Origin of the sequence: Aeromonas sp. R7-2 (genome assembly GCF_040908105.1) — a bacterium.
GTDB lineage: Bacteria > Pseudomonadota > Gammaproteobacteria > Enterobacterales > Aeromonadaceae > Aeromonas > Aeromonas caviae.
The window spans coordinates 236,947-256,623 of record NZ_JBFODC010000022.1 but is presented as its reverse complement, the minus strand read 5'-3'; the positions used below and the strand labels follow the sequence as shown (position 1 = coordinate 256,623).

The following is a 19,677-nucleotide window of genomic DNA, read 5'->3' as shown; positions in this document are numbered from 1 at the left end:
GCTTCCTTTGTACTTGTTCCGTCGATCCGTTGCTGTCAATGGGGGCACCCGGGCAAAGTGGGCAACCCCTGCCGTCAGCGCAGCTGAATGGTCATATTGGGGCCGCTGGGAATGTCTTCGTCGAACCAGCGCTCCGTCACCGTCTTGGTCTCGGTGTAAAAACGCACCGCCTGCTTGCCGTAGGCGTGCAGATCCCCGTAGAAGGAGCCGCGCCAGCCGGTAAAGGAGAAGAACGGCAGCGGCACCGGGATGGGCACGTTGATCCCCACCTGGCCCACCGCCACCTCGTGGCGAAACTTGCGGGCGGCGGCGCCACAGCCGGTGAAGAGGGAGGTGCCGTTGCCGTAGGGGTTGGCGTTGATGAGGGCAAGCGCCTCGTCGAGGCTCTCCACCTCGAGGCAGGCCAGTACGGGCCCGAAGATCTCCTCCCGGTAGATGCGCATCTCGGGGGTCACGCCGCGAAACAGGGTTGGTCCCACCCAGTTGCCCACCGGGTAGCCGGGTACGTCGCAAAAACGGCCGTCCAGCAGGCACTCGGCTCCCTCGGCAATCCCCGCCTCGATAAGCCCCTCCACCCTGACTTTCGCCTCCGGGCTGATGAGGGGGCCATAAGCCGCCTCGGGATCGTGCCAGACGCCGGGTTTCACCTTGGCGAACTCGGCGGCAAGCTCCGGGATCCACTCCCGGGCGCTACCCACGAACACCGCCACGCTGATGGCCATGCAGCGCTGACCGGCGGCGCCGACCCCGGCTCCCACGAGGTTGCCGAGTACCTGCGCCTTGTTGGCATCCGGCATGATCACCATGTGGTTCTTGGCGCCGACAAAGCACTGGGCGCGCTTGAGCTGTGACGTGGCGCTGCGATAGACGTGACCACCGACCCGGGCCGAGCCCACGAAACTGACTGCCTTGACATCGGGATGGGCCAGCAGCGCATCCACCTGCTCGGCGCCGCCGTGCACCACCGACAGAATGCCCCTGGGGGCCCCCGCCTCGGTAAACAGCTCGGCCAGGCGCATGGGAGTGAGCGGATCCTGCTCGGAGGGCTTGAGCACGAAGCCGTTGCCGCAGGCCACCGCCAGCGGGAACATCCACAGCGGGATCATGGCCGGGAAGTTGAACGGCGTGATGCCGACGCAGACCCCGAGGGGCTGCACCCAGGAGTGGCCATCCACCCGGCGCGCCACGTTGCCCATGGTCTCCCCCAGGGTCTGGCTCGCAATGGCGCAGGCCTGCTCCACCACCTCGATGCCGCGCCACACATCCCCCTTGGCATCCGCCAGGTTCTTGCCGGTTTCTTGGGCCAGCAGGGTCGCCAGCTCGTCGTGATGCACTTTCAACAGATGCTGGTAGTTGAACATCACCCGGGCCCGCTCGGAGGGAGGCACCTCTCGCCACAGCAGATAGGCGTCGTGAGCGGTGCGCACCGCCAGCTCAATTTCCGCAGAGGTAGCTTTCGGCACCCGCGCCAGCAGATGCTGGTCCGCCGGGTCGGTCACCTCTATCCACTCGTCGCTTGCGGACGGACACGCCTCGCCACCGATGTAGAGCGGCAGATCCCCGTACTGGGTGTGATGCTGGCTCATGCCCCCCTCCTAGCCCGTTGGCAGGCGATGGCAGGCCACCCTGGGCCGGCCACATCCATGTTGCTGTTGCACATCCTGTTCACTCCTTGCGCTCCTCTGCCCGGGTAGCCCCTTGCGGCGGGCTGCCATCGAATTTACCTTAGACTAACAACTCATTTACGTTTACGCTAACGTAAACTTGAATCACGAATGGACTGACCAGTCATCACCCTGATGGCAGGGGAAATCGGCAGTCCACTGCACCAAGGAGAGCACGGATGCATGCCCTGATGGATGAAACCCTCCAGGCCCTGACCGAACAGGTCGAGGCTTTCTGCCAGAAAGTGATCGCACCGCGGGCCAGCGAGATCGATCAGAGTAACGCTTTCCCCCGGGATCTCTGGCCCCGGATGGGTGAGTTGGGGCTGCACGGCATCACGGTGGCGGAGGAGTATGACGGGGTGAACCTCGGCTATCTGGCCCATGTGCTGGTGATGGAGCAGGTGAGCCGCGCCAGCGCCTCGGTCGGCCTCTCCTACGGCGCCCACTCCAATCTCTGCATCAATCAGATCCACCGCCACGGCACCCCTGATCAGAAGGCGAGATATCTGCCTGATCTGGTCAGCGGCAAACACGTGGGGGCGCTGGCCATGAGCGAGCCGGGTGCCGGCTCCGACGTGGTCAGCATGCGCCTCACCGCGGTGCGCGAGGGGGATCACTTCGTGCTGAACGGCAACAAGATGTGGATCACAAACGGGCCCGATGCCGACACCTTCGTCATCTATGCCAAGACCGATGCCGCCGCCGGGCCCAAAGGGATTTCCGCCTTTATCGTCGAGGCGGGAACTCCCGGTTTTTCCACCGCCCAGAAGCTCGACAAGCTCGGCATGCGCGGCTCCAGTACCTGCGAGCTGGTGTTCGACAACTGCCGGGTGCCGCAGGAGAACCTGCTGGGCCCCCTGCACGGCGGGGTCAAGGTACTGATGAGCGGGCTCGACTACGAGCGGGTGGTGCTGGCAGCAGGCCCCCTTGGCATCATGCAGGCCTGCATGGACGTGGTGCTCCCCTATGTGCGCGAGCGCAAGCAGTTCGGCCAGGCCATCGGCGAGTTCCAGCTGGTGCAGGGCAAGCTCGCCGACATGTATACCCGTCTCGCCAGCAGCCGGGCGCTGGTCTATTCGGTGGCGAGCGCCTGCGATCAGGGCCGTACCAGCCGCAAGGATTGCGCCGCCGCCATCCTGTTTGCCGCCGAAAATGCCACCCAGATGGCCCTCGATGCCATCCAGCTGCTCGGCGGCAACGGCTACATCAACGAATACCCCACAGGCCGCCTGCTGCGGGACGCCAAACTCTACGAAATCGGCGCCGGCACCTCGGAGATCCGCCGCTGGCTCATCGGCCGCGAGCTGATGGGAGAGAGCGCATGAGCAGGATCCACTCCCGCCTCGACACCGCGAGCCCCGACTATGAGGCAAATCGGGCCGCCATGCAGGCCCTGGTCGACGATCTCAATGCCCGCCTGGAGGAGATAGCCTTGGGCGGCGGCGCGGCCAACAACGCCCGCCATCAGGCCCGCGGCAAGCTGCTGCCCCGGGAGCGCATCGACCAGCTGCTGGACCCGGGCTCCCCCTTTCTCGAGCTGTCGGCGTTGGCTGGCTGGCAGGTCTATGACGAACCGGTGCCCGCCGCTGGCATCATCACCGGCATCGGCCGGGTCTCTGGGCGCCTGTGCATGCTGGTGGTGAATGACGCCACCGTGAAGGGCGGCACCTACTACCCGCTCACGGTGAAAAAACATCTGCGCGCCCAGGCCATCGCCGAGCGGCTGCGCCTCCCCTGCCTCTATCTGGTGGATTCCGGCGGCGCCTTCCTGCCCATGCAGGACGAGGTGTTCCCCGATCGGGATCACTTTGGCCGTATCTTCTACAACCAGGCCCGCATGTCGGCCCAGAGCATCCCCCAGCTGGCGGTGGTGATGGGGCTCTGCACCGCCGGGGGCGCCTACGTGCCCGCCATGGCGGACGAGTCGATCATGGTCAGGGAACAGGCCACCCTCTTTCTGGCGGGCCCGCCCCTGGTCAAGGCCGCCACCGGCGAGGAGATCAGCGCCGAGGCGCTGGGCGGCGCCGAGGTACACTGCGCCCACTCCGGGGTGGCGGATCACATGGCCCGGGACGATGCCCATGCCCTGGCCATCGCCCGCACCCTGGTAAGCAACCTGGGGGACAACCAGACGGCGGCGTCACCGGCCCCATCCGCTCCCTCCTATGATGAGCCGCACTACCCCATCGAGGAGCTCTACGGCCTGGTGGGCACCAGTCTCAAGCGCCCCTATGACGCACGAGAACTGATCGCCCGGCTGGTGGATGGCTCTGTGTTTGACGAATTCAAGGCGTTGTTCGGCACTACCTTGGTGACGGGTTTTTCCCGCATTGAGGGCATGCAGGTGGGGATCCTCGCCAACAATGGCGTGCTGCACAGCGACAGCGCCCAGAAGGGGGCCCACTTCATCCAGCTCTGCAACCAGCGGGGGATCCCGCTGCTGTTTCTACAAAACATCACCGGTTTTATGGTAGGAAGTACGGCGGAGAAAGAGGGGATCGCCAAGCACGGCGCCAAGCTGGTGACCGCCGTGGCCTGCAGCCGGGTGCCCAAGATCACACTGATCGTCGGCGGCAGCTTCGGCGCTGGCAACTACGGCATGTGCGGGCGCGCCTATGAACCGGATTTTCTCTTCAGCTGGCCCAACAGCCGCATCTCCGTCATGGGGGGCGAGCAGGCGGCCGGGGTGCTGGTGCAGGTGCGCCGGGACAAGCTGGCCGCCGAGGGCAAGACTCTGGGCGAGCCGGAGGCGGCCGCCATTCGTGCCCCGGTGATCGCGCAGTACGAGCGCCAGGGTCACCCCTATTACGCCAGTGCTCGCCTGTGGGATGACGGCGTCATCGACCCGGCCCAGAGCCGCACCGTGCTCGCCCTGGCGCTGGCGGCCTGCCAAGGGGCCGAGCCGGGCCCCGGGCAGTACGGCATCTTCCGGATGTAAGGAGTTCATATGTCAGACCCGCTCTTCAACGATCCCCTTGCCCATTTTCGCCTGGAGCGCCACGGCCCGGTGATCGAGCTGGTGCTCGCCCGCCCGGCCCGTCACAACGCCCTCGATGCCGACCTGATGCAAGGGCTGCTCGACTGCCTCGACGAGCTGGCCCACAGCCAGCCGCTGGCCGACCGCCCCCACGTGCTGCTGCTGCGCGCCGAGGGGCCGCATTTTTGCGCGGGCGCCGATCTCGAGTGGATGCGCAAGATGGCAGGGGAAGCGTTCGACCCCCGCGCCTTTGACAAGAATCGCGAGGACGCCCGGGTGCTGGCCCACCTGATGCAGGCACTGGACGAGCTGCCCTTCCCCACGGTAGCCCTGGTGCAGGGGGCCGCCTACGGCGGAGCCTTAGGTCTTGTCTGCGCCTGCGACATCGTGCTGGCCAGCGAAAATGCCCGCTTCTGCCTCTCCGAGGTGACCCTGGGACTGGTGCCTGCGGTGATCAGCCCCTACGTGGTGCGCGCCATGGGGATGCGCCAGGCCCGCCGCTACATGCTGAGCGCAGAGCCTTTCGATGCCATCACCGCCTGCCGACTCAACGTGGTGCACAGGCTCAGCCAGCCTGATCAGTTGCTGGCGGAGGGACGCGCCATGGCCCTGCGGTTGTGTCGCAACGGCCCCCAGGCGATGAAGGAGACCAAGCGGCTGCTGGCCGCCCTCGAAGGGCGCCCAGGCCACCAGCACGAAGAGCAGACCGTCGAGACCATCGCCCGGGTACGGGTCGGTCTCGAGGCCCAGGAGGGGATCCAGGCCTTCTTCGACAAACGCCCCCCCACCTGGCGCCCCCGTTTCAAGGACGAAGCATGACTCAATACCACCCCATCAAGCACCTGCTGATCGCCAGCTGTGGTCAATATAACGGGAGTGTGGATCAACACGCTTCGCACTTGTGCACCTTGAACAGCAGGGAGGCAGCATGACCAACCACTCTCCCATCAAGCGCCTGCTGATCGCCAATCGCGGTGAAATCGCCGTGCGCATCATCAAGACCGCACGGCGCCTCGGCATTCACACCATCGCCCTCTACTCCGACGCCGACGCCCGCGCCATGCATGCGCGCGAAGCCGACGAGGCCTGGCATCTGGGGCCGGCCCCCGCCCGGGAGAGCTACCTCGACACCGGCAAGGTGCTCAAGATTGCCAAAGAGGCGAATGCCGACGCCATCCACCCGGGCTACGGTTTCCTCTCCGAGAACAGCGACTTTGCCACCGCCTGCGAGCAGCGGGGCCTGCGCTTTGTCGGCCCAAGCGGCGCCGCCATCCTCGCCATGGGGGACAAGTCGGGGGCCAAAGGGCTGATGCAGGCAGCCGGCGTCCCCGTGCTGCCCGGTTATCACGGCGCGGATCAGCATCCCGACTTTTTGCGCGATCAGGCGAGCCAGGTGGGCTTCCCGCTCCTTATCAAGGCGGCCAGCGGCGGCGGTGGCAAGGGGATGCGGCGGGTCGATCAGCTGGCCGACTTTGACGCGGCCCTGGCGGCGGTCAAGCGGGAGGCGAGTGCCGCCTTTGGCGACGACCATGTGCTGCTGGAGCGCTATCTCCCCCGCGCCCGCCACGTGGAGGTGCAGGTGTTTGCCGATGCCCTCGGCAACGCCATCTATCTGGGGGACAGGGACTGCTCCTTGCAGCGCCGCCACCAGAAGGTGATCGAGGAGGCCCCCGCCCCCGACATCTCCCCTGCCCTGCGCCGCGCCATGGGCGAGGCGGCCGTGGCGGCGGCCAAGGCCATCGCCTATCGGGGGGCGGGCACCATCGAGTTTCTGCTATGCGGGGAGGAGTTCTTCTTCATGGAGATGAACACCCGGTTGCAGGTGGAGCACCCGGTTACCGAGGCCATCACAGGCCAGGATCTGGTGGCCTGGCAGCTGGCGGTGGCCGAGGGCAAACCGCTGCCCCTCACCCAGGAGCAGGTGATGCTGCGTGGCCACGCGGTGGAGGCGCGCCTCTACGCCGAGGACGTGGCCGCCGGTTTTCTGCCAGCGAGCGGCCCCATTCACTGGCTCACCTGGCCCAAGGGGGTGCGCATCGACACCGGCGTCACCGCTGGCGATGAGGTGAGCCCCTATTACGACCCCATGATCGCCAAGCTCGTCGCCCACGCACCGAGCCGCAGCGAAGCCTTTGCCACCCTGGCCGATGCCCTGGCAGCCCTGGATCTCGGCCCTCTGGTGCACAACGGCCCGCTCCTGCAGCGCCTGTGCGAAGCGCCAGAGGTGCTGGCGATGCGCCACCACACCCAGTGGCCCATTCCCACCGACACCCTGCCCGTTCCGGCGCTCGCCTGGCCCCTCGCCACCCTCTGGCTCGCCACTTGCGAGCGCGATGCCTCCCCCTGGCAGCAGGCCGCAGGCTTTCGGCTGGGCCCCACCCGCCGCTTTTGCGCCACGGTGCGCATCGGCGAGGAGACCCGCACTCTCACCCTCGCCGAGCGAGGGGGAGCCCTGCTCTGGCAGGGCGAGCAGATCCCGTTTGAACTCGGGTCAGATCAGATCCGCCTGTGCCAGAGTGGACATTGGCAGCGCTATCCGGTGCAGCCCCTCGGCGAGGGTGCCTATTTGCTGCACCTGGCGGGCAGACGCATCCGCTTCTCGCTCGATGATCAGCATCATCAGCTCCACCATGATCACGACACGAGCCATGTCCCGGGCATCCTGGCCCCCATGCACGGCATCGTGGTGGCGTTGCAGGTCGAGGCCGGCCAGCCGGTCAGCAAGGGGCAACCCCTTCTGGTACTGGAGGCGATGAAGATGGAGCACGTCCTCAAGGCCGACCGGGACGGGGTGATTGAGGCCCTGCAGTGCCGCCAGGGGGAACAGGTGAGCCAGGGCGCCGTGCTGGTGCGCTTTGCCGAGGACCATACCGCGCAGGAGGAGCGCTCATGAGCCACACGCACGAGAGCCGGGACGACAAAGTCAGCCTGGTGGAGATGGGGCCGCGGGACGGCCTGCAAAATGAGACCGCCACCCTCTCCCTGGCGCAGCGGCTGGCGCTCATCGCCCGCCTGGCCGAGAGCGGGTTGCAGCGCATCGAGGTGGGGGCCTTCGTGTCGCCCAAAAAGGTGCCGCAGATGGCGGATTCCGCCGCACTCTTCAACGCCCTGCCGCGCAGGGGGCCAACCCGCTATGGCGCCCTGGTGCCCAATCTGCAGGGTCTGCAGGCCGCCATCGCCGCACGCGCCGACGAGATAGGCCTCTTCACCGCCTGCTCGGACGGCTTCACCCGGGCCAACATCGGCATCAGCGTGGAGGAGTCCCTGGTGCGCTTTGCCCCCCTGGTGCAGGAGGCGCGCAGCCTCGGCATCAAGGTGCGCGGCTACCTCTCCACCGTCATCGCCTGCCCGTTCGACGGCCCGACCCGCCCGAAACGGGTCGCCGCCCTGGCCGAGCGGCTGCTGGATCTGGGTTGCCACGAGATATCCCTCGGCGACACCATCGGCGTCGGCACCCCGGGCACCGTGGCTCCCATGCTGGATGCGGTGCTGCACGAGATCCCGGCGGGCCGGCTTGCGGTTCATTTTCACGACACCTATGGCCAGGGGCTGGCCAACCTGCTGCCGGCGCTCGAGCGCGGGATCCGCACCATCGACTGCTCGGTGGCCGGGCTCGGCGGCTGCCCCTATGCCCCCGGTGCCTCCGGCAATGTGGCGTCGGAAGAGGTGGTCTATCTGCTGCACGGCCTTGGCATGAGCACCGGCGTCGACCTCGACCAGCTGGCCGCCACCGGACAGTGGGTGAGCGAGTTGCTGGGGCGCCCCAACGGCTCCCGGGTCGGCCAGGCCCTGCACGGGAGGGGACAGCGCCAAGAGCGCGAGCAGCGCCTCTCGGGAGGCCATCATGCATCATGACCCCGGCCCTTGCCGTAGTGCCAGGACCCCGCCAGCTCATCAGGAGGGTGCACCATGAGAGCCAGACACGCCAGTGGCAAGGAGAGGACCTACAGCATCTCTGAGCTGGCCCAGGAGTTCGACATCACCCCCCGCACCATCCGCTATTACGAGGACGAGGGGCTCATCACCCCGACCCGGGAGGGGCAGACCCGCATCTACAGCCACAAGGACAGGATCCGCCTGAAATTGACCCTGCGCGGCAAGCGCCTCGGGTTCAGCCTGGCGGAGATCCGCGAGCTGTTCGACATGTACGACACCGACCGCTCCAGCCGGATGCAGCTTCACTCCATGATCCAGCTCATCGAAGCCAGACGCCACTCCCTGCGCCAGCAGCTGGAGGACATCCAGATGGTGATGGCCGAGCTCGATGCCGCCGAGCAGCGCTGCATCCACTCCCTCGGCGGCTTGAAAACCGACGGGGATTGACAGACTCTGGGGGTATCTCGCCCCCGGTATCCCGGTTTTCCAGTGGATATTCGCAGTGGCAGGCCCTGACCCGGCAACCCCCTTGTTCCCCACATCGCCCGTCGCGACATGCCGGACAGAGTGGGCGGTTTGGGCAAGCGGCGAGGTGGGGCAAACGGGGGAAATCCGGCCTTGGTCGCACAATAATTCCCCAGCCCGGTCAGAGTGCGGCGCACCTCATGAGTCCTTCCCATGAACCGGGCACGATTAATTGCTACCATATGCGCATCAAATGGAGACCATCATGCTCAAGCCTCTGCCCGCTCGTCTGCTGCGCTATGCCCTCTATCTTCTCGCGCTCCTGCTCATCGGCATCACCATCCTGCTCTGGCAGGCGCCGACCCTCATCCAGCGCCATCTCCCCGGCTGGCTTGCCACCCATTACGGTCTGCACCTCTCCCTTGGCAAGATAGAGGTGGGGATCCGCTCCCCCTCCCTCGTGCTGGGGCCCAGCGCCCTGCTCGATGACCAGCAGCAAGCGCTGGTGTCGTTTGAAGAGCTGAAGCTCATTCCCGCCTTGAAAGCGAGCTGGCAGCAGCGCGCCCTGGTACTGGAAGAGGCCACCCTGACCGCCCCCAGGGCAGATATGGTGCGCCTCGAGGATCTCAAAGGGGAGGCGCGCTTCAACCTGACCGATGCACTGGCCTCCCTGCTCTCCCCTGCGCCGGAGCAAACACCGCCAGCTAGCGCCGAGCCCGTGCTGGTGACCATCGGCAAGCTGTCCGTCGAGCAGGGCCGGCTCAGCTACCGGGACAGCCGCAAGCAGAGCAGCCCGGGGTGGGTGCCGCCCCTCACCCTGGACAAGCTCGCCCTGCACCTGCCCGGATTTTCCAGCGCAGAGGGGGTGCTCAACCCCTATCGCCTGAGCGCCACCGTCAACGAGAAGAGCCCCCTCAAGGCCGAAGGGGAATTCGACATGATGAGCGGTTCCGGCAAGGGCAACCTCAGCCTTGGCAAGGTGGCCATCGCCCCCTTCGCCCCCCTCTGGGCCCCCTATCTCAAGGCGACCCTCGCCAAAGGGGAGGCCAGCGCCGAGCTCGCCTATCGCCTCACCCAGGGCAAGCAGGGACTGGACTGGCAGTTGTCAAAGGGCAAGCTGACCCTGGCCAACTGGCAGCTCACACGCAACAAGGGGGAGGAATTTGCCCGCTTCAAGCAGTTGGCACTGACCGGGATCCGCATCGATGGCAACAAGCAGCGCCTTGAGCTCGATGCCGCCACCCTCAAGAGCCCCGCCATCACCGCCGTCCTCGACCACCAGCAACAACTGGATCTCGCGGACCTGCTGATCCCCCAGAAGACCCCCAAGGGGGGCAAACAACCGGCCACCCCCGCCAAGCCCTGGCAATGGGCCCTCAAGCAGACCCGCATCGACCAGGGCAGCCTCACCCTGACCGAAGCCACCAGCGGCAAGCCCCTGAAACGGGCCATCTCCGCCCTCGCCCTCACCCTGGGGCCCCTTGGCAGCCAGATCGCCCAACCCAGCCCCCTCACCCTCAACGCAACCCTCGACACCAGGACGACGGTGGCGTTTGACGGCACCCTGGGGCTGACCCCCTTCACCCTGAACGGCGCCATCCGCCAGCAGGGGCTGCCGCTCATCCTGGCTCAGCCCTACCTGCAGGATCTGCTGCGCATCAGCGTGCGGGACGGCGAGCTTACCAGCCGCACCAGGCTTGACCTGGTCACCGACCGCCAGGGGGCCATCAGCAAGCTGGAGATAAGCGGTGGACTCGAGGTCGCGGGGCTCAACGTGCTGGATCGAGCCGACAACCAGCGCCTGCTCCAGATAGAGAATCTGCAATTGAGCGGCCTGCACTATGATGGCCTGAGCCAGCAACTGCGCATCGCCGACATCCTGCTCAGCAAACCCTATGCCCGTATCGAGATCAACGAAGAGGGGATCACCAACGTGCAGCAACTGCTGCTGCCGCAACCCGCCGCGAACGCCAGGGAGAGCGCCCCCGCCCCGCACATCGTCATCGATCAGATCCGTACCGCCCAGGGCAACCTGCGCTTCGCCGATCGCAGCCTGAGCCCGGAGTTCGTGGTGGACATCGCCTCCCTCGACGGCCAGAGCCGCCATATCAGCAACACCCCGGGGCAGCGCTCCGAGCTCGCCTTCAACGGCAAGGTGGACCGCTACGCCCCCGTCACCATCCGGGGGGGCGCCAACCTGCTCATCGAGGATCCCGTGCTGGATGTGGCCGTGGCCTTCAACAATCTGGAGCTCACCACCTTCACCCCCTACTCCAGCACCTATGCAGGCTATGCCATCGACAAGGGGCAGCTTTCCATGAAGCTCAACTACAAGCTGCAGGGCAACCGGCTAGAGGGGGACAACGACATCACCATCAAGAAGCTGCAACTCGGGGAGAAGGTCAAGAGCGAGCAGGCCAAGGATCTGCCCCTCGGCCTCGCCATCGCCCTGCTGAGCGATTCGAGCGGCGTCATCAAGATGAACCTCAAGGTGAAGGGCAATCTGGATCAGCCTGATTTCAGCCTGGGCAACATCTTCTGGGACGTGCTCGGCAATACCCTCGGCAAGGCCATCACCTCCCCCTTCTCCCTGCTTGCGTCCCTGACGGGGGGCACCAAGGATCTCGACGAGCTCCCCTTCCTGCCTGGCGATCCCGCCCTGACCCCGACCCAGCAGACCAAGCTGACCACCCTCGCGCAGGCCCTCAAGGAGAGGCCCAAGCTCAGCATGAACATTCGCGGCAAGGTCAACTTCAACGAAGAGCGTCCCATCCTCCAGCGTCAGAAGCTTGAGCGGCTGCTGGCCAAGATCACCGGCAGCCCGGTGGATTTGACGCTGCTGGAGCAGGATCCCGCCATGCAGTCCGCACTGGCAGAGGCTTATGAGGCCAAGTTCAACGAAGATCTCGGGGATCTGGCCGACCGGTTGCGACTCGATGAAGGGAGCGAGGCCCTGCGCGCCCAGGCGGTGCTCCTGCTGCGGGATCAGCAGCTCATCACCGCCAAGTCCCTGCGAAACCTCGCCATGCGCCGCGCCCAGAACACCAAGGAGTATCTGGTGGATACCCAGGGCATCGCGCCGGAGCGCCTCTTCGTGCTCGACAGCCAGGTGAAGGAGACGGACAAGGAAGCCAAGGTGGTGCTGACCCTGGACAACTGATCCGGCGCCCGCCGGATGCCCCTCTTGTTTGCCCCGACGGCACATGGCCCGAGGGGCTCCCTCCCCCGACCCCTGCCATCAGGATATGTCTCTCGCTAGCCGCCCCGAACAATCCGGTTATCCCTTTATCCAGCATGTCGGCATGTCGGCATGTCGGCATGTCGGCATGTCGGCATGTCGGCATGTCGGCATGTCAAAATAGATGGCCCGATCAGATAGACAGTGTCTAATCGGGCCAATCCTGAACACCCTCTCCCGCACGCCACAGGGCCAACCCCGCGCCCCCTCTTAAATTTCGCAGCCTCTTCACTGGCCCTCCGTGCTGCCGTGTCTGCATGTTGAAGCCTTCGGCCACAGGGCGATCCCTTGGCTCAACCTCTTGCGTCTTGGTTTTTGTCATCTGGGCCCATGGCCCATCCCGCCTCTGGCTTTTTGACAAGGGCAGCCTCTGATCCTGCCCGTTGATCTTGCGCCCCTTTCGCCCGTGGCAGTCAACACAGCGCGCTTGCGGGTTTCTCAGGCGCCCCGCCCTTGTGTAGGGAACACGGTGGCGAGCGCGGGGTTGACGAGAAAATGGGGAGCGCAACGGACACTGCGATGGCAAGCGATACGGGAGGCCGATGGGCTACAAACAGGAGGTAAACACTCTTGTCTGATGGCATATGAACTCATTTTTCAATCAAGCCGCCATGACGCGACCATCCGGGGCGCGTTTCCCTCACCAGTCCCAGTCACCATCGTCGTTGCCGACTTTCATGCCAAGGTGCCTTTTATACAAAATTGCAACGTTGAAAACGTTTTTCATTCACCGCTCGTCTACCTGAATGGCACGAATGGTTGGCCACTTAAACTTTCGTGTTCTTTTTTTACCATTTCTGTGTGTCCCCCCCTTGCCCGGGACCCTGAGCCTGCCTAAAATCGCGCGTCTTTTATCAACCCCACCTCTATTGTTGGAGAACACCACGTGAGCGAAAAATTGGCCAACCCTGCCCCTCTGGGTCTGATGGGTTTCGGTATGACCACCATTCTGCTGAACATCCATAACGCAGGTTTCTTCCCCATCAGCGCCATGATCCTGGCCATGGGTCTGTGCTATGGCGGTCTGGCCCAGATCATCGCCGGCATCATGGAGTACAAGCGTGGTAACACCTTCGGTGTCACCGCCTTCATCTCCTACGGCACCTTCTGGTGGAGCCTGGTGTTCCTGCTGGTGATGCCGACCATGGGTCTGGCCGAGGCCACCCCGCACGCCTACATGGGCTGGTACCTGCTGATGTGGGGCATGTTCACCCTGTTCATGCTGATCGGGACCGTCAACTTCCCCCGCGTGAAGCAGTTCGTGTTCGCCTCCCTGACCGTGCTGTTCTTCCTGCTGGCCGCCCGTGACTTCACCGGCAGCACCCTGATCGGCACCATCGCCGGTTTCGAAGGCATCATCTGCGGCGCCAGCGCCATCTACCTGGCCATGGCCACCGTGATCAACGAGCAGTTCGGTCGCACCGTGCTGCCCATCGGCGAGCAGAAGAAAGCCGCTCCCGCCCAGCTCAAAGCCGCTGCCTAAGCACCCGGCGACATCGCTGTCACGAAAAAGGCACCCTCGGGTGCCTTTTGTGTTTCTGCCGCCCGGACACAGTGCCGGTCAGCCCTGCGCCCCGGGATCCCCAGCCAGCAATCGGGTGGCGGGGTAGCGGGCGGCGGGATCCTGGCCGTAGAAGCGGGCGAACTGGTCATAGACCGCAGGGTAGACGGCGCGCAGACGCAACGGATCGGTGAAGAAGCTCTCGCTGCACACCGCGAAGAATTCGGCGGGGTGCGAGGCGGCGTAGGGGTCTATCTCGGTCACCTCCTCTCTGGTCAACTGATCGTTCATCTCGTCAAACGCACCTTGCAGCGCCCGGGTCCATTGCTGGGGATCCATGCCCCGCGGCAGGGGCGGTGCACCGTCCGCATCCCCTCCCAGCATGTCGAGCTTGTGGGCAAGCTCATGGATCACCAGGTTGAATCCGTCCCAGTCCCCGTCCTGCTGCAATTCGCTCCAGGCCAGCACCAGCGGCCCCTGGGGCCAGGATTCACCGGCGTTCTCCTCTTCAAATTGGCTCACCAGCCCGAACTCGTCCTGCACCTCCTGACGACGGGTCACGGGCTCGGGGATGATGATCACCTCGTGGAAACCTCGATACCAATCGAACCCCAGGTGCAGGATGGGCAGCACTGCCTGCAGGGCCAGCACCCCCTGCTGGCGGGGCGTCAGTTCCACCCCGATCTGGGTGAGGGTCTTGCGCGAGAGAAAATGGCGCGCCAGCTCCATCAGCCTCTGCGCCTCTTCTTCTTCAAGCCCCTGCAAGATGGGCACCGCCGCCAGCGCCTCGCGCCACTCCTGCTCTTCGGGGAGACGGGGCTCCCGGGGAGATGCACCACCCAATACCTCTTTCAACCTGGACCAGAACACACAGACTCCTCTTGCCAATCAGACAGCTTTCACAAAACGTTTCGGACGCTCGCAATACCCTTGCGCCAGATAAAATCGGTGCGCCCCTTCGCGCTTGAGGCTGCTGGAGAGCTCCAGCTGGCCGCACCCCAGGGCTGCCGCCCGCTGCTCTGCCGCCGCCAGCAGCAGGGCCCCGATGCCCCCGCCCCTTGCACCCTCATCGACAACCAGCGCCGAGATCAGGCCCCAGGCTGGTGCAAGGTGCATGGGCTGCAGGCGATGCCACACCAGCACCCCCACCGGGATCCCCTCGCACAGGGCCAGCAGTACCTCCCGAGCCGGATCGGGCTGGGCCAGCCTGGCGCTGACCGCCCCGTCAGGGTTGGGGTAGCCCAGCTGGGCAAACAACCCCGTCAATCCGGTCCCATCTTCCTCCCCGGCGAGGCGAATGATGCACCTGTTTTCCCTTGTTGCCACTCCTGGCCTCCTATTTGCATTACCTCAATCAGCCCTCTGGGCATGGCAAAGCGGCAGATGATGGGTATGTACCGAATCTTGTCCAGTTCCATTCACCATTTGTTAATGTCAATTCACAAATTAACAAAGTCACAACACTTTTCACTAGGAAGGCCCTGAACAAACCGATATGTTAAATCCCGCGGACTAACCAGTCGAAAGTCCCGCACAATCCTGAGTGACCCCCTTGGTCACCGCATATTTCAATGTTAAGGGAGCGAGGCATATAGACCTCGCCAAGACAGCGCAACAAAGGAGTTGTTGTACATGAATGAGATCGTCAATGCCATCAATGGCGTGATTTGGAGCCCAGCGCTCATTTATCTGTGTCTGGGGGTAGGCCTCTACTTCTCCCTGCGCAGCCGTTTCCTGCAACTGCGCCACTTGAAAGGCATGATACGCCTGATGTTTCAGGGCAAGGGCAACGATGCCGGTGTCTCCTCCTTCCAGGCACTCTCCATGACCCTGGCCGGTCGCGTCGGTACCGGCAACATCGCCGGTGTGGCCACTGCCATCACCTTCGGCGGCCCGGGCGCCCTGTTCTGGATGTGGATGGTCGCCTTCCTTGGCGCCAGCTCCGCCTTCGTGGAGTCCACCCTGGGCCAGGTCTACAAGGAGAAGATCAACGGTGAATATCGCGGCGGTCCGGCCTTCTACATCGAGAAGGGCCTGGGAATGAAGTGGTATGCCTGGACCTTCGCCATCGCCACCATCTTCGCCTGCGGCGTGCTGCTACCGGGTGTACAAGCCAACTCCATCGGCTCCAGCCTGCAGACCGCCTTTGACATCGATCCCAACGTCACCGCCGCCGGTCTGGCGCTGCTGCTCGGTTTCATCATCTTCGGCGGCGTCAAACGCATCGCCAATTTCGCCAGTACCGTGGTGCCCTTCATGGCGCTGGGTTACATCATCGTGGCCTGCGTCATCATCGCCCTGAACATCGGCCAACTGCCGGGCGTGATCCTGCTCATCTGGAAGAGTGCCTTCGGGATGGAAGCCGGCTTCGGCGCCATTCTGGGTCTGGCCATCATGTGGGGTGTCAAGCGCGGGGTCTACTCCAACGAAGCCGCCCAGGGGACTGGCCCCCACGCCTCCTCCGCCGCGGCGGTGAGCCACCCGGCCAAGCAGGGCCTGGTGCAGGCGTTCTCCGTCTACATCGACACCCTGTTCGTCTGCTCCGCCACCGGCTTCATGCTGCTCATCACCGGCCTGTACAACGTGCAGGGCCCGGACGGTGCCGCCCTCTACACCGGCATCGCCGGCATCGCGGCAGGCCCCGGCTATGTGCAGACCGCCATGGAAAGCATGATGCCAGGCTTTGGCAACTACTTCGTCGCCATCGCCCTGTTCTTCTTCGCCTTCACCACCATCGTGGCCTACTACTACATCGCCGAAACCAACATCGCTTTTGTCAACCGCAAGATTAACCGCCCCTGGCTCACCTTCTTGCTGAAGATTGCGCTGATGGCTGCCACCGTCTACGGCACCGTCAAGACCGCCGATCTGGCCTGGGGCCTGGGTGACATCGGCGTCGGCCTGATGGCCTGGCTCAACATCGGTGCCATCCTGATGCTGCAAAAGCCGGCTTTCGCCTGTCTGAAAGACTACGAGGCACAGCTGGCCAAGGGTCTGGATCCCGTGTTCCACCCGGAAAAGCTCGGCATCAAGAACGCCGACTACTGGATTGAAAACCGCGCCGAAGTGAACCTGATGCGCGAGCAAACCGGCCACCCCTTCGAGGCGGACCCGGATACCGTTGCCAAGTAATCAGACGGCACAATGCAAAATGGCAGCTTCGGCTGCCATTTTCATTTGTGTTGGATGGGTGAGGGGTTCAAAGCGCGTTGCGGCGCGGTCCGAATGGCAGGCGCCAGCGAAACAGGCTGTTGAGGGTCGCCCGCCACTGGTTGGGGCGCCCCAGGATCTGCCTCTGCAACCGGGTCTCTTCCTTGAGCATGGCCTCGTCACTGCGAGCCCAGGCCTGGGTGTAGAGCTGCTTGATCCCCGCCAGCGCATCCGGCGACTTGGTGATCAGGGTCCGGGCAAAGGCCCGCGCCTCTTCCAGAGGATCCGCGCACACCCGGCTCACCAGGCCGAGGGACTTGGCTTCGCTGGCTTCCAGCTCGCGCCCGCTCATGGCAAGCTCCATGGCGGTATCCATCCCCATCAGGTTGCGCAGGGTGACGCTGCCGCTCATGTCGGGGATGATGCCCCACTTGATCTCCATCACCGAGAAGCGGCAATCCGGGGTGCTGAAGCGAAAATCGGCGCCGAGCGCTATCTGCAGGCCGCCGCCAAAACAGACCCCCTGGGTCACCGCAATCACGGGCACCGGCAGTTGATGCCAGCCATAGGCCACCCGCTGGGCCAGGTTGGTCGCCTCGTCCGCCTCGCGCTTGAGGATCTCAAGCGCCGCCACCGGCTGCCTCAGCATGGATTTCACATCCAGCCCGGCGCAGAACGCCCGCCCCTCCCCGTGCAGGATCACGGCCCGCAGCCCTTTTTGCCGGGATACCGTGTTCAGCGTCTCGTCGATGGCGTCGAACATGGCCCGATCCAGCGCGTTGAGCTTGTCTCCCCGGCAGAGCATCACCTCGGCGATCCCCTCCTGAAACACCCATTTGACCCTTGGCTTTTCCATCTCCGTCTTCGTCCTTTTGATTCAACTGGTCATACCACAACGTTACCAGAGTGTTATGGGCAGGTACAGGGAGGCCGCCCCGGGCCTGCGACTAAAGTCGGCTGGCCCGGTGGTGGAGCCTTTGTCAGACTGGCCCCATGGTCACGGTGGAGCCTCTCATGTCACTTCTGTTCAATTTTGCCCGTCCACCGTTCGACGGCCTGGACGAGGAGGCACGCCAGCGGCTCGGTCAGCACCTCAGCATCTGCTACTTTCGCGCGGGCCAGACGGTGCAGCACGCCGAGGAGGAGCCCGCCGGGCTCTACCTCATCATCAAGGGGGCCGTGGAAGAGTCTGCCCCCCATCAATCCTTTGGCGACTATGGCGAGGGGGACATGTTCGACGTCCGTGCCCAGTTTGACGGGCACTGCCGCCACCGTTTCGCCGCCCTGGAAGATACCCTCTGCCAGCTCATTCCCCGCCCCGTCTTTCTGGCCCTGTGCGACGCGCACCCCCATATCGCCCGCTACTTCACCGCCACCCTGGCGGAGCGCCAGCGGGAGCAGGAGCGGCGCGGCCAGCTCGGACAGCAGAACCTGGCAGAGTTCATCCTGACCCGCATCGCTCCCGACCATCTGCAGGCGCCGCTCATCGTGGAAAGCAGCCTCTCACTCCTGGCCGCCACCGAGACCATGGTGGCCAGGGGCACCGACTGCCTGCTCTATCCCGGAGCAGATGGCAGCCTGAGCCTGGCGACCCGCAAGACCCTGCTCCACGCCCTCACCCTCAAGGGATTGCCGCTCAGTGCGCCGCTGGCGGTGCTGACCCCCACCCCGCTGACGGGTCTGCCACTGGGGAGCTATCTGTTCGATGCCCTGCTGCTGATGACCCGCCACCGCATCAAGCGCCTGGTCATCTGGCAGGGGCAGGAGGTGGCAGGCATCCTGCATTTGACCCAGGTGCTCGGGCTCTTCTCCACCCACTCCCATGTGTTGACCCTGCGCATCGCCCGCGCCGACTCCCCGGCCGCCCTCGAGGCGGTCGCCCGGGAGCAGCAGCAGCTCATTCGCTCCCTGTTTGCCCAGGGGATCCACACCCTGTTCCTGATGAAGCTCATCGCCACCATCAACGAGCAGTTGATCGCCAAGGCCTTTTCCCTGGTGATCCCCGCGGCGCAGCAAGAGCAGGTGTGCCTGCTGATGCTGGGGTCGGAGGGGCGTGGCGAGCAGATCCAGAAAACCGATCAGGACAATGCCCTGATCCTGCCGGATGGCCTGCCGTGGCCCACCCAGTCGGCGGATCTGGCCGCCTTCAGCGCCCTGCTGGCGCGCCTGGGTTATCCCCCTTGCCCGGGCAAGGTGATGGTCAACAACCCGGCCTGGGTGAAGCCGCTTGACGGCTGGCTGCAAGGGATAGAGCAGGCCTGTGTGCGCGCCAGCGAAGCGGATCTGCTCTGGCTCGCCACCCTGGCCGATGCCCAGGCCATCACGGGAGATCGCGCCCGGCTCGCCCCCGTCGCCCGTCACCTGCGGGCCTGCCTCGCCGACCGGCCGGATCTGCTGGCGGAGATGGCAAGGGCCGCCGTCGCCTTTCACGCCCCCCTCACCCTCTTTGGCAGACTGGAGCAAGCCCCGGAGGGGCTGGATCTCAAGCGGGGCGGCCTCTTCCCCCTTGTCCACGGCGTCCGGGTACTCTCCCTGGAGGCGGGGATCCTGGAGACCTCGACCACGGGGCGCATCGAGGCCCTGGTGGGCCAGGGACGCCTCAGCCGGGACTATGGCACCAATCTGGCGGAGGCCTTCCGGCTGTTCATGCGGCTTCGGCTGCGCAGCCAGTTGCAGGAGGGAGACGGACGGGTGCGGGTGGCAGACCTCGGCCCCGCAGAGCGGGATCTGCTGCGCCATGCCCTGCACCAGGTGAAGAAGTTCCAGCAATGGCTCACCTTGCACTTTCGTCTTAGGCAATAGC

Annotated in this window: 14 protein-coding genes; 10 read left to right on the top strand and 4 right to left on the bottom strand. The window is 64.9% G+C overall.

The window, feature by feature from the left end; translation table 11 throughout:
- Positions 1-74 precede the first annotated feature (74 nt).
- Entirely contained in the window at positions 75-1,586 is a 1,512-nt protein-coding gene (locus AB5Y47_RS08430) for a CoA-acylating methylmalonate-semialdehyde dehydrogenase (protein WP_368220127.1), read from the bottom strand.
- A gap of 257 nt (positions 1,587-1,843) precedes the next feature.
- Here AB5Y47_RS08430 and AB5Y47_RS08425 point away from each other — a divergent pair, with 257 nt between their 5' ends.
- The 8 genes from AB5Y47_RS08425 to AB5Y47_RS08390 all read left to right on the top strand — a co-directional run bounded on the left by AB5Y47_RS08425 (position 1,844) and on the right by AB5Y47_RS08390 (position 13,706).
- On the top strand, positions 1,844-2,992 hold the full coding sequence (locus tag AB5Y47_RS08425; protein ID WP_151028040.1) for an isovaleryl-CoA dehydrogenase: 1,149 nt from the start codon (positions 1,844-1,846) through the stop codon (positions 2,990-2,992).
- Positions 2,989-4,605, top strand: a complete 1,617-nt coding sequence (locus tag AB5Y47_RS08420) for a carboxyl transferase domain-containing protein (protein ID WP_368220126.1) — start codon at positions 2,989-2,991, stop codon at positions 4,603-4,605. The genes AB5Y47_RS08425 and AB5Y47_RS08420 overlap by 4 nt, the downstream gene beginning before the upstream one ends.
- A 9-nt stretch (positions 4,606-4,614) precedes the next feature.
- Positions 4,615-5,463 carry an enoyl-CoA hydratase-related protein gene (locus AB5Y47_RS08415; protein ID WP_124244116.1) on the top strand — a complete coding sequence of 283 codons (849 nt, stop codon included), beginning with the start codon at positions 4,615-4,617 and terminating at the stop codon, positions 5,461-5,463.
- A gap of 109 nt (positions 5,464-5,572) precedes the next feature.
- A complete protein-coding gene (locus AB5Y47_RS08410; protein ID WP_319896651.1) occupies positions 5,573-7,537 on the top strand; it encodes a biotin carboxylase N-terminal domain-containing protein in 1,965 nt (654 codons plus the stop codon).
- On the top strand, positions 7,534-8,499 hold the full coding sequence (locus AB5Y47_RS08405) for a hydroxymethylglutaryl-CoA lyase (RefSeq protein ID WP_319896652.1): 966 nt from the start codon (positions 7,534-7,536) through the stop codon (positions 8,497-8,499). Before AB5Y47_RS08410 ends, AB5Y47_RS08405 begins: the two co-directional genes overlap by 4 nt.
- Positions 8,500-8,553: 54 nt before the next feature.
- Positions 8,554-8,967, top strand: coding sequence for a MerR family DNA-binding transcriptional regulator (locus tag AB5Y47_RS08400; RefSeq protein WP_010674587.1), 414 nt, complete (start codon positions 8,554-8,556; stop codon positions 8,965-8,967).
- Between the two features lie 283 nt (positions 8,968-9,250).
- Positions 9,251-12,145, top strand: coding sequence for a DUF748 domain-containing protein (locus AB5Y47_RS08395; protein ID WP_319896653.1), 2,895 nt, complete (start codon positions 9,251-9,253; stop codon positions 12,143-12,145).
- A 964-nt stretch (positions 12,146-13,109) separates the two neighbouring features.
- Positions 13,110-13,706, top strand: a complete 597-nt coding sequence (locus AB5Y47_RS08390; RefSeq protein WP_029314465.1) for a GPR1/FUN34/YaaH family transporter — start codon at positions 13,110-13,112, stop codon at positions 13,704-13,706.
- 78 nt (positions 13,707-13,784) lie between these two features.
- Here AB5Y47_RS08390 and AB5Y47_RS08385 read toward each other — a convergent pair whose 3' ends face one another.
- Both AB5Y47_RS08385 and AB5Y47_RS08380 read right to left on the bottom strand, forming a co-directional pair.
- Positions 13,785-14,594 carry a M90 family metallopeptidase gene (locus tag AB5Y47_RS08385; RefSeq protein ID WP_161470457.1) on the bottom strand — a complete coding sequence of 270 codons (810 nt, stop codon included), beginning with the start codon at positions 14,592-14,594 and terminating at the stop codon, positions 13,785-13,787.
- 18 nt (positions 14,595-14,612) lie between these two features.
- Positions 14,613-14,981: a GNAT family N-acetyltransferase gene (locus AB5Y47_RS08380; RefSeq protein ID WP_223919952.1), complete on the bottom strand. Its 369-nt coding sequence runs from the start codon at positions 14,979-14,981 to the stop codon at positions 14,613-14,615.
- Between the two features lie 375 nt (positions 14,982-15,356).
- On the opposite strand from AB5Y47_RS08380, the gene AB5Y47_RS08375 reads away from it, so the two are divergent.
- Positions 15,357-16,856, top strand: coding sequence for a sodium:alanine symporter family protein (locus tag AB5Y47_RS08375; RefSeq protein WP_043156472.1), 1,500 nt, complete (start codon positions 15,357-15,359; stop codon positions 16,854-16,856).
- 67 nt (positions 16,857-16,923) lie between these two features.
- On the opposite strand, the gene AB5Y47_RS08370 is transcribed toward AB5Y47_RS08375, so the two are convergent.
- A complete protein-coding gene (locus AB5Y47_RS08370) occupies positions 16,924-17,730 on the bottom strand; it encodes a crotonase/enoyl-CoA hydratase family protein (protein WP_124244110.1) in 807 nt (268 codons plus the stop codon).
- A gap of 158 nt (positions 17,731-17,888) precedes the next feature.
- Between AB5Y47_RS08370 and AB5Y47_RS08365 the strand changes: the two genes are divergently transcribed.
- Positions 17,889-19,676, top strand: a complete 1,788-nt coding sequence (locus AB5Y47_RS08365; RefSeq protein ID WP_128297283.1) for a putative nucleotidyltransferase substrate binding domain-containing protein — start codon at positions 17,889-17,891, stop codon at positions 19,674-19,676.
- The last annotated feature ends 1 nt before the right edge of the window (position 19,677 follow it).

What these genes read in the sequence shown, in the direction of transcription:
- AB5Y47_RS08375 (WP_043156472.1), top strand. Translation starts at nt 15,357, where the DNA reads ATGAATGAGATCGTCAATGCCATCAATGGCGTGATTTGGAGCCCAGCG.
- AB5Y47_RS08370 (WP_124244110.1), bottom strand. Translation starts at nt 17,730, where the DNA reads ATGGAAAAGCCAAGGGTCAAATGGGTGTTTCAGGAGGGGATCGCCGAG.
- AB5Y47_RS08410 (WP_319896651.1), top strand. Translation starts at nt 5,573, where the DNA reads ATGACCAACCACTCTCCCATCAAGCGCCTGCTGATCGCCAATCGCGGT.
- AB5Y47_RS08395 (WP_319896653.1), top strand. Translation starts at nt 9,251, where the DNA reads ATGCTCAAGCCTCTGCCCGCTCGTCTGCTGCGCTATGCCCTCTATCTT.
- AB5Y47_RS08400 (WP_010674587.1), top strand. Translation starts at nt 8,554, where the DNA reads ATGAGAGCCAGACACGCCAGTGGCAAGGAGAGGACCTACAGCATCTCT.
- AB5Y47_RS08415 (WP_124244116.1), top strand. Translation starts at nt 4,615, where the DNA reads ATGTCAGACCCGCTCTTCAACGATCCCCTTGCCCATTTTCGCCTGGAG.
- AB5Y47_RS08430 (WP_368220127.1), bottom strand. Translation starts at nt 1,586, where the DNA reads ATGAGCCAGCATCACACCCAGTACGGGGATCTGCCGCTCTACATCGGT.
- AB5Y47_RS08425 (WP_151028040.1), top strand. Translation starts at nt 1,844, where the DNA reads ATGCATGCCCTGATGGATGAAACCCTCCAGGCCCTGACCGAACAGGTC.
- AB5Y47_RS08405 (WP_319896652.1), top strand. Translation starts at nt 7,534, where the DNA reads ATGAGCCACACGCACGAGAGCCGGGACGACAAAGTCAGCCTGGTGGAG.
- AB5Y47_RS08365 (WP_128297283.1), top strand. Translation starts at nt 17,889, where the DNA reads ATGTCACTTCTGTTCAATTTTGCCCGTCCACCGTTCGACGGCCTGGAC.
- AB5Y47_RS08420 (WP_368220126.1), top strand. Translation starts at nt 2,989, where the DNA reads ATGAGCAGGATCCACTCCCGCCTCGACACCGCGAGCCCCGACTATGAG.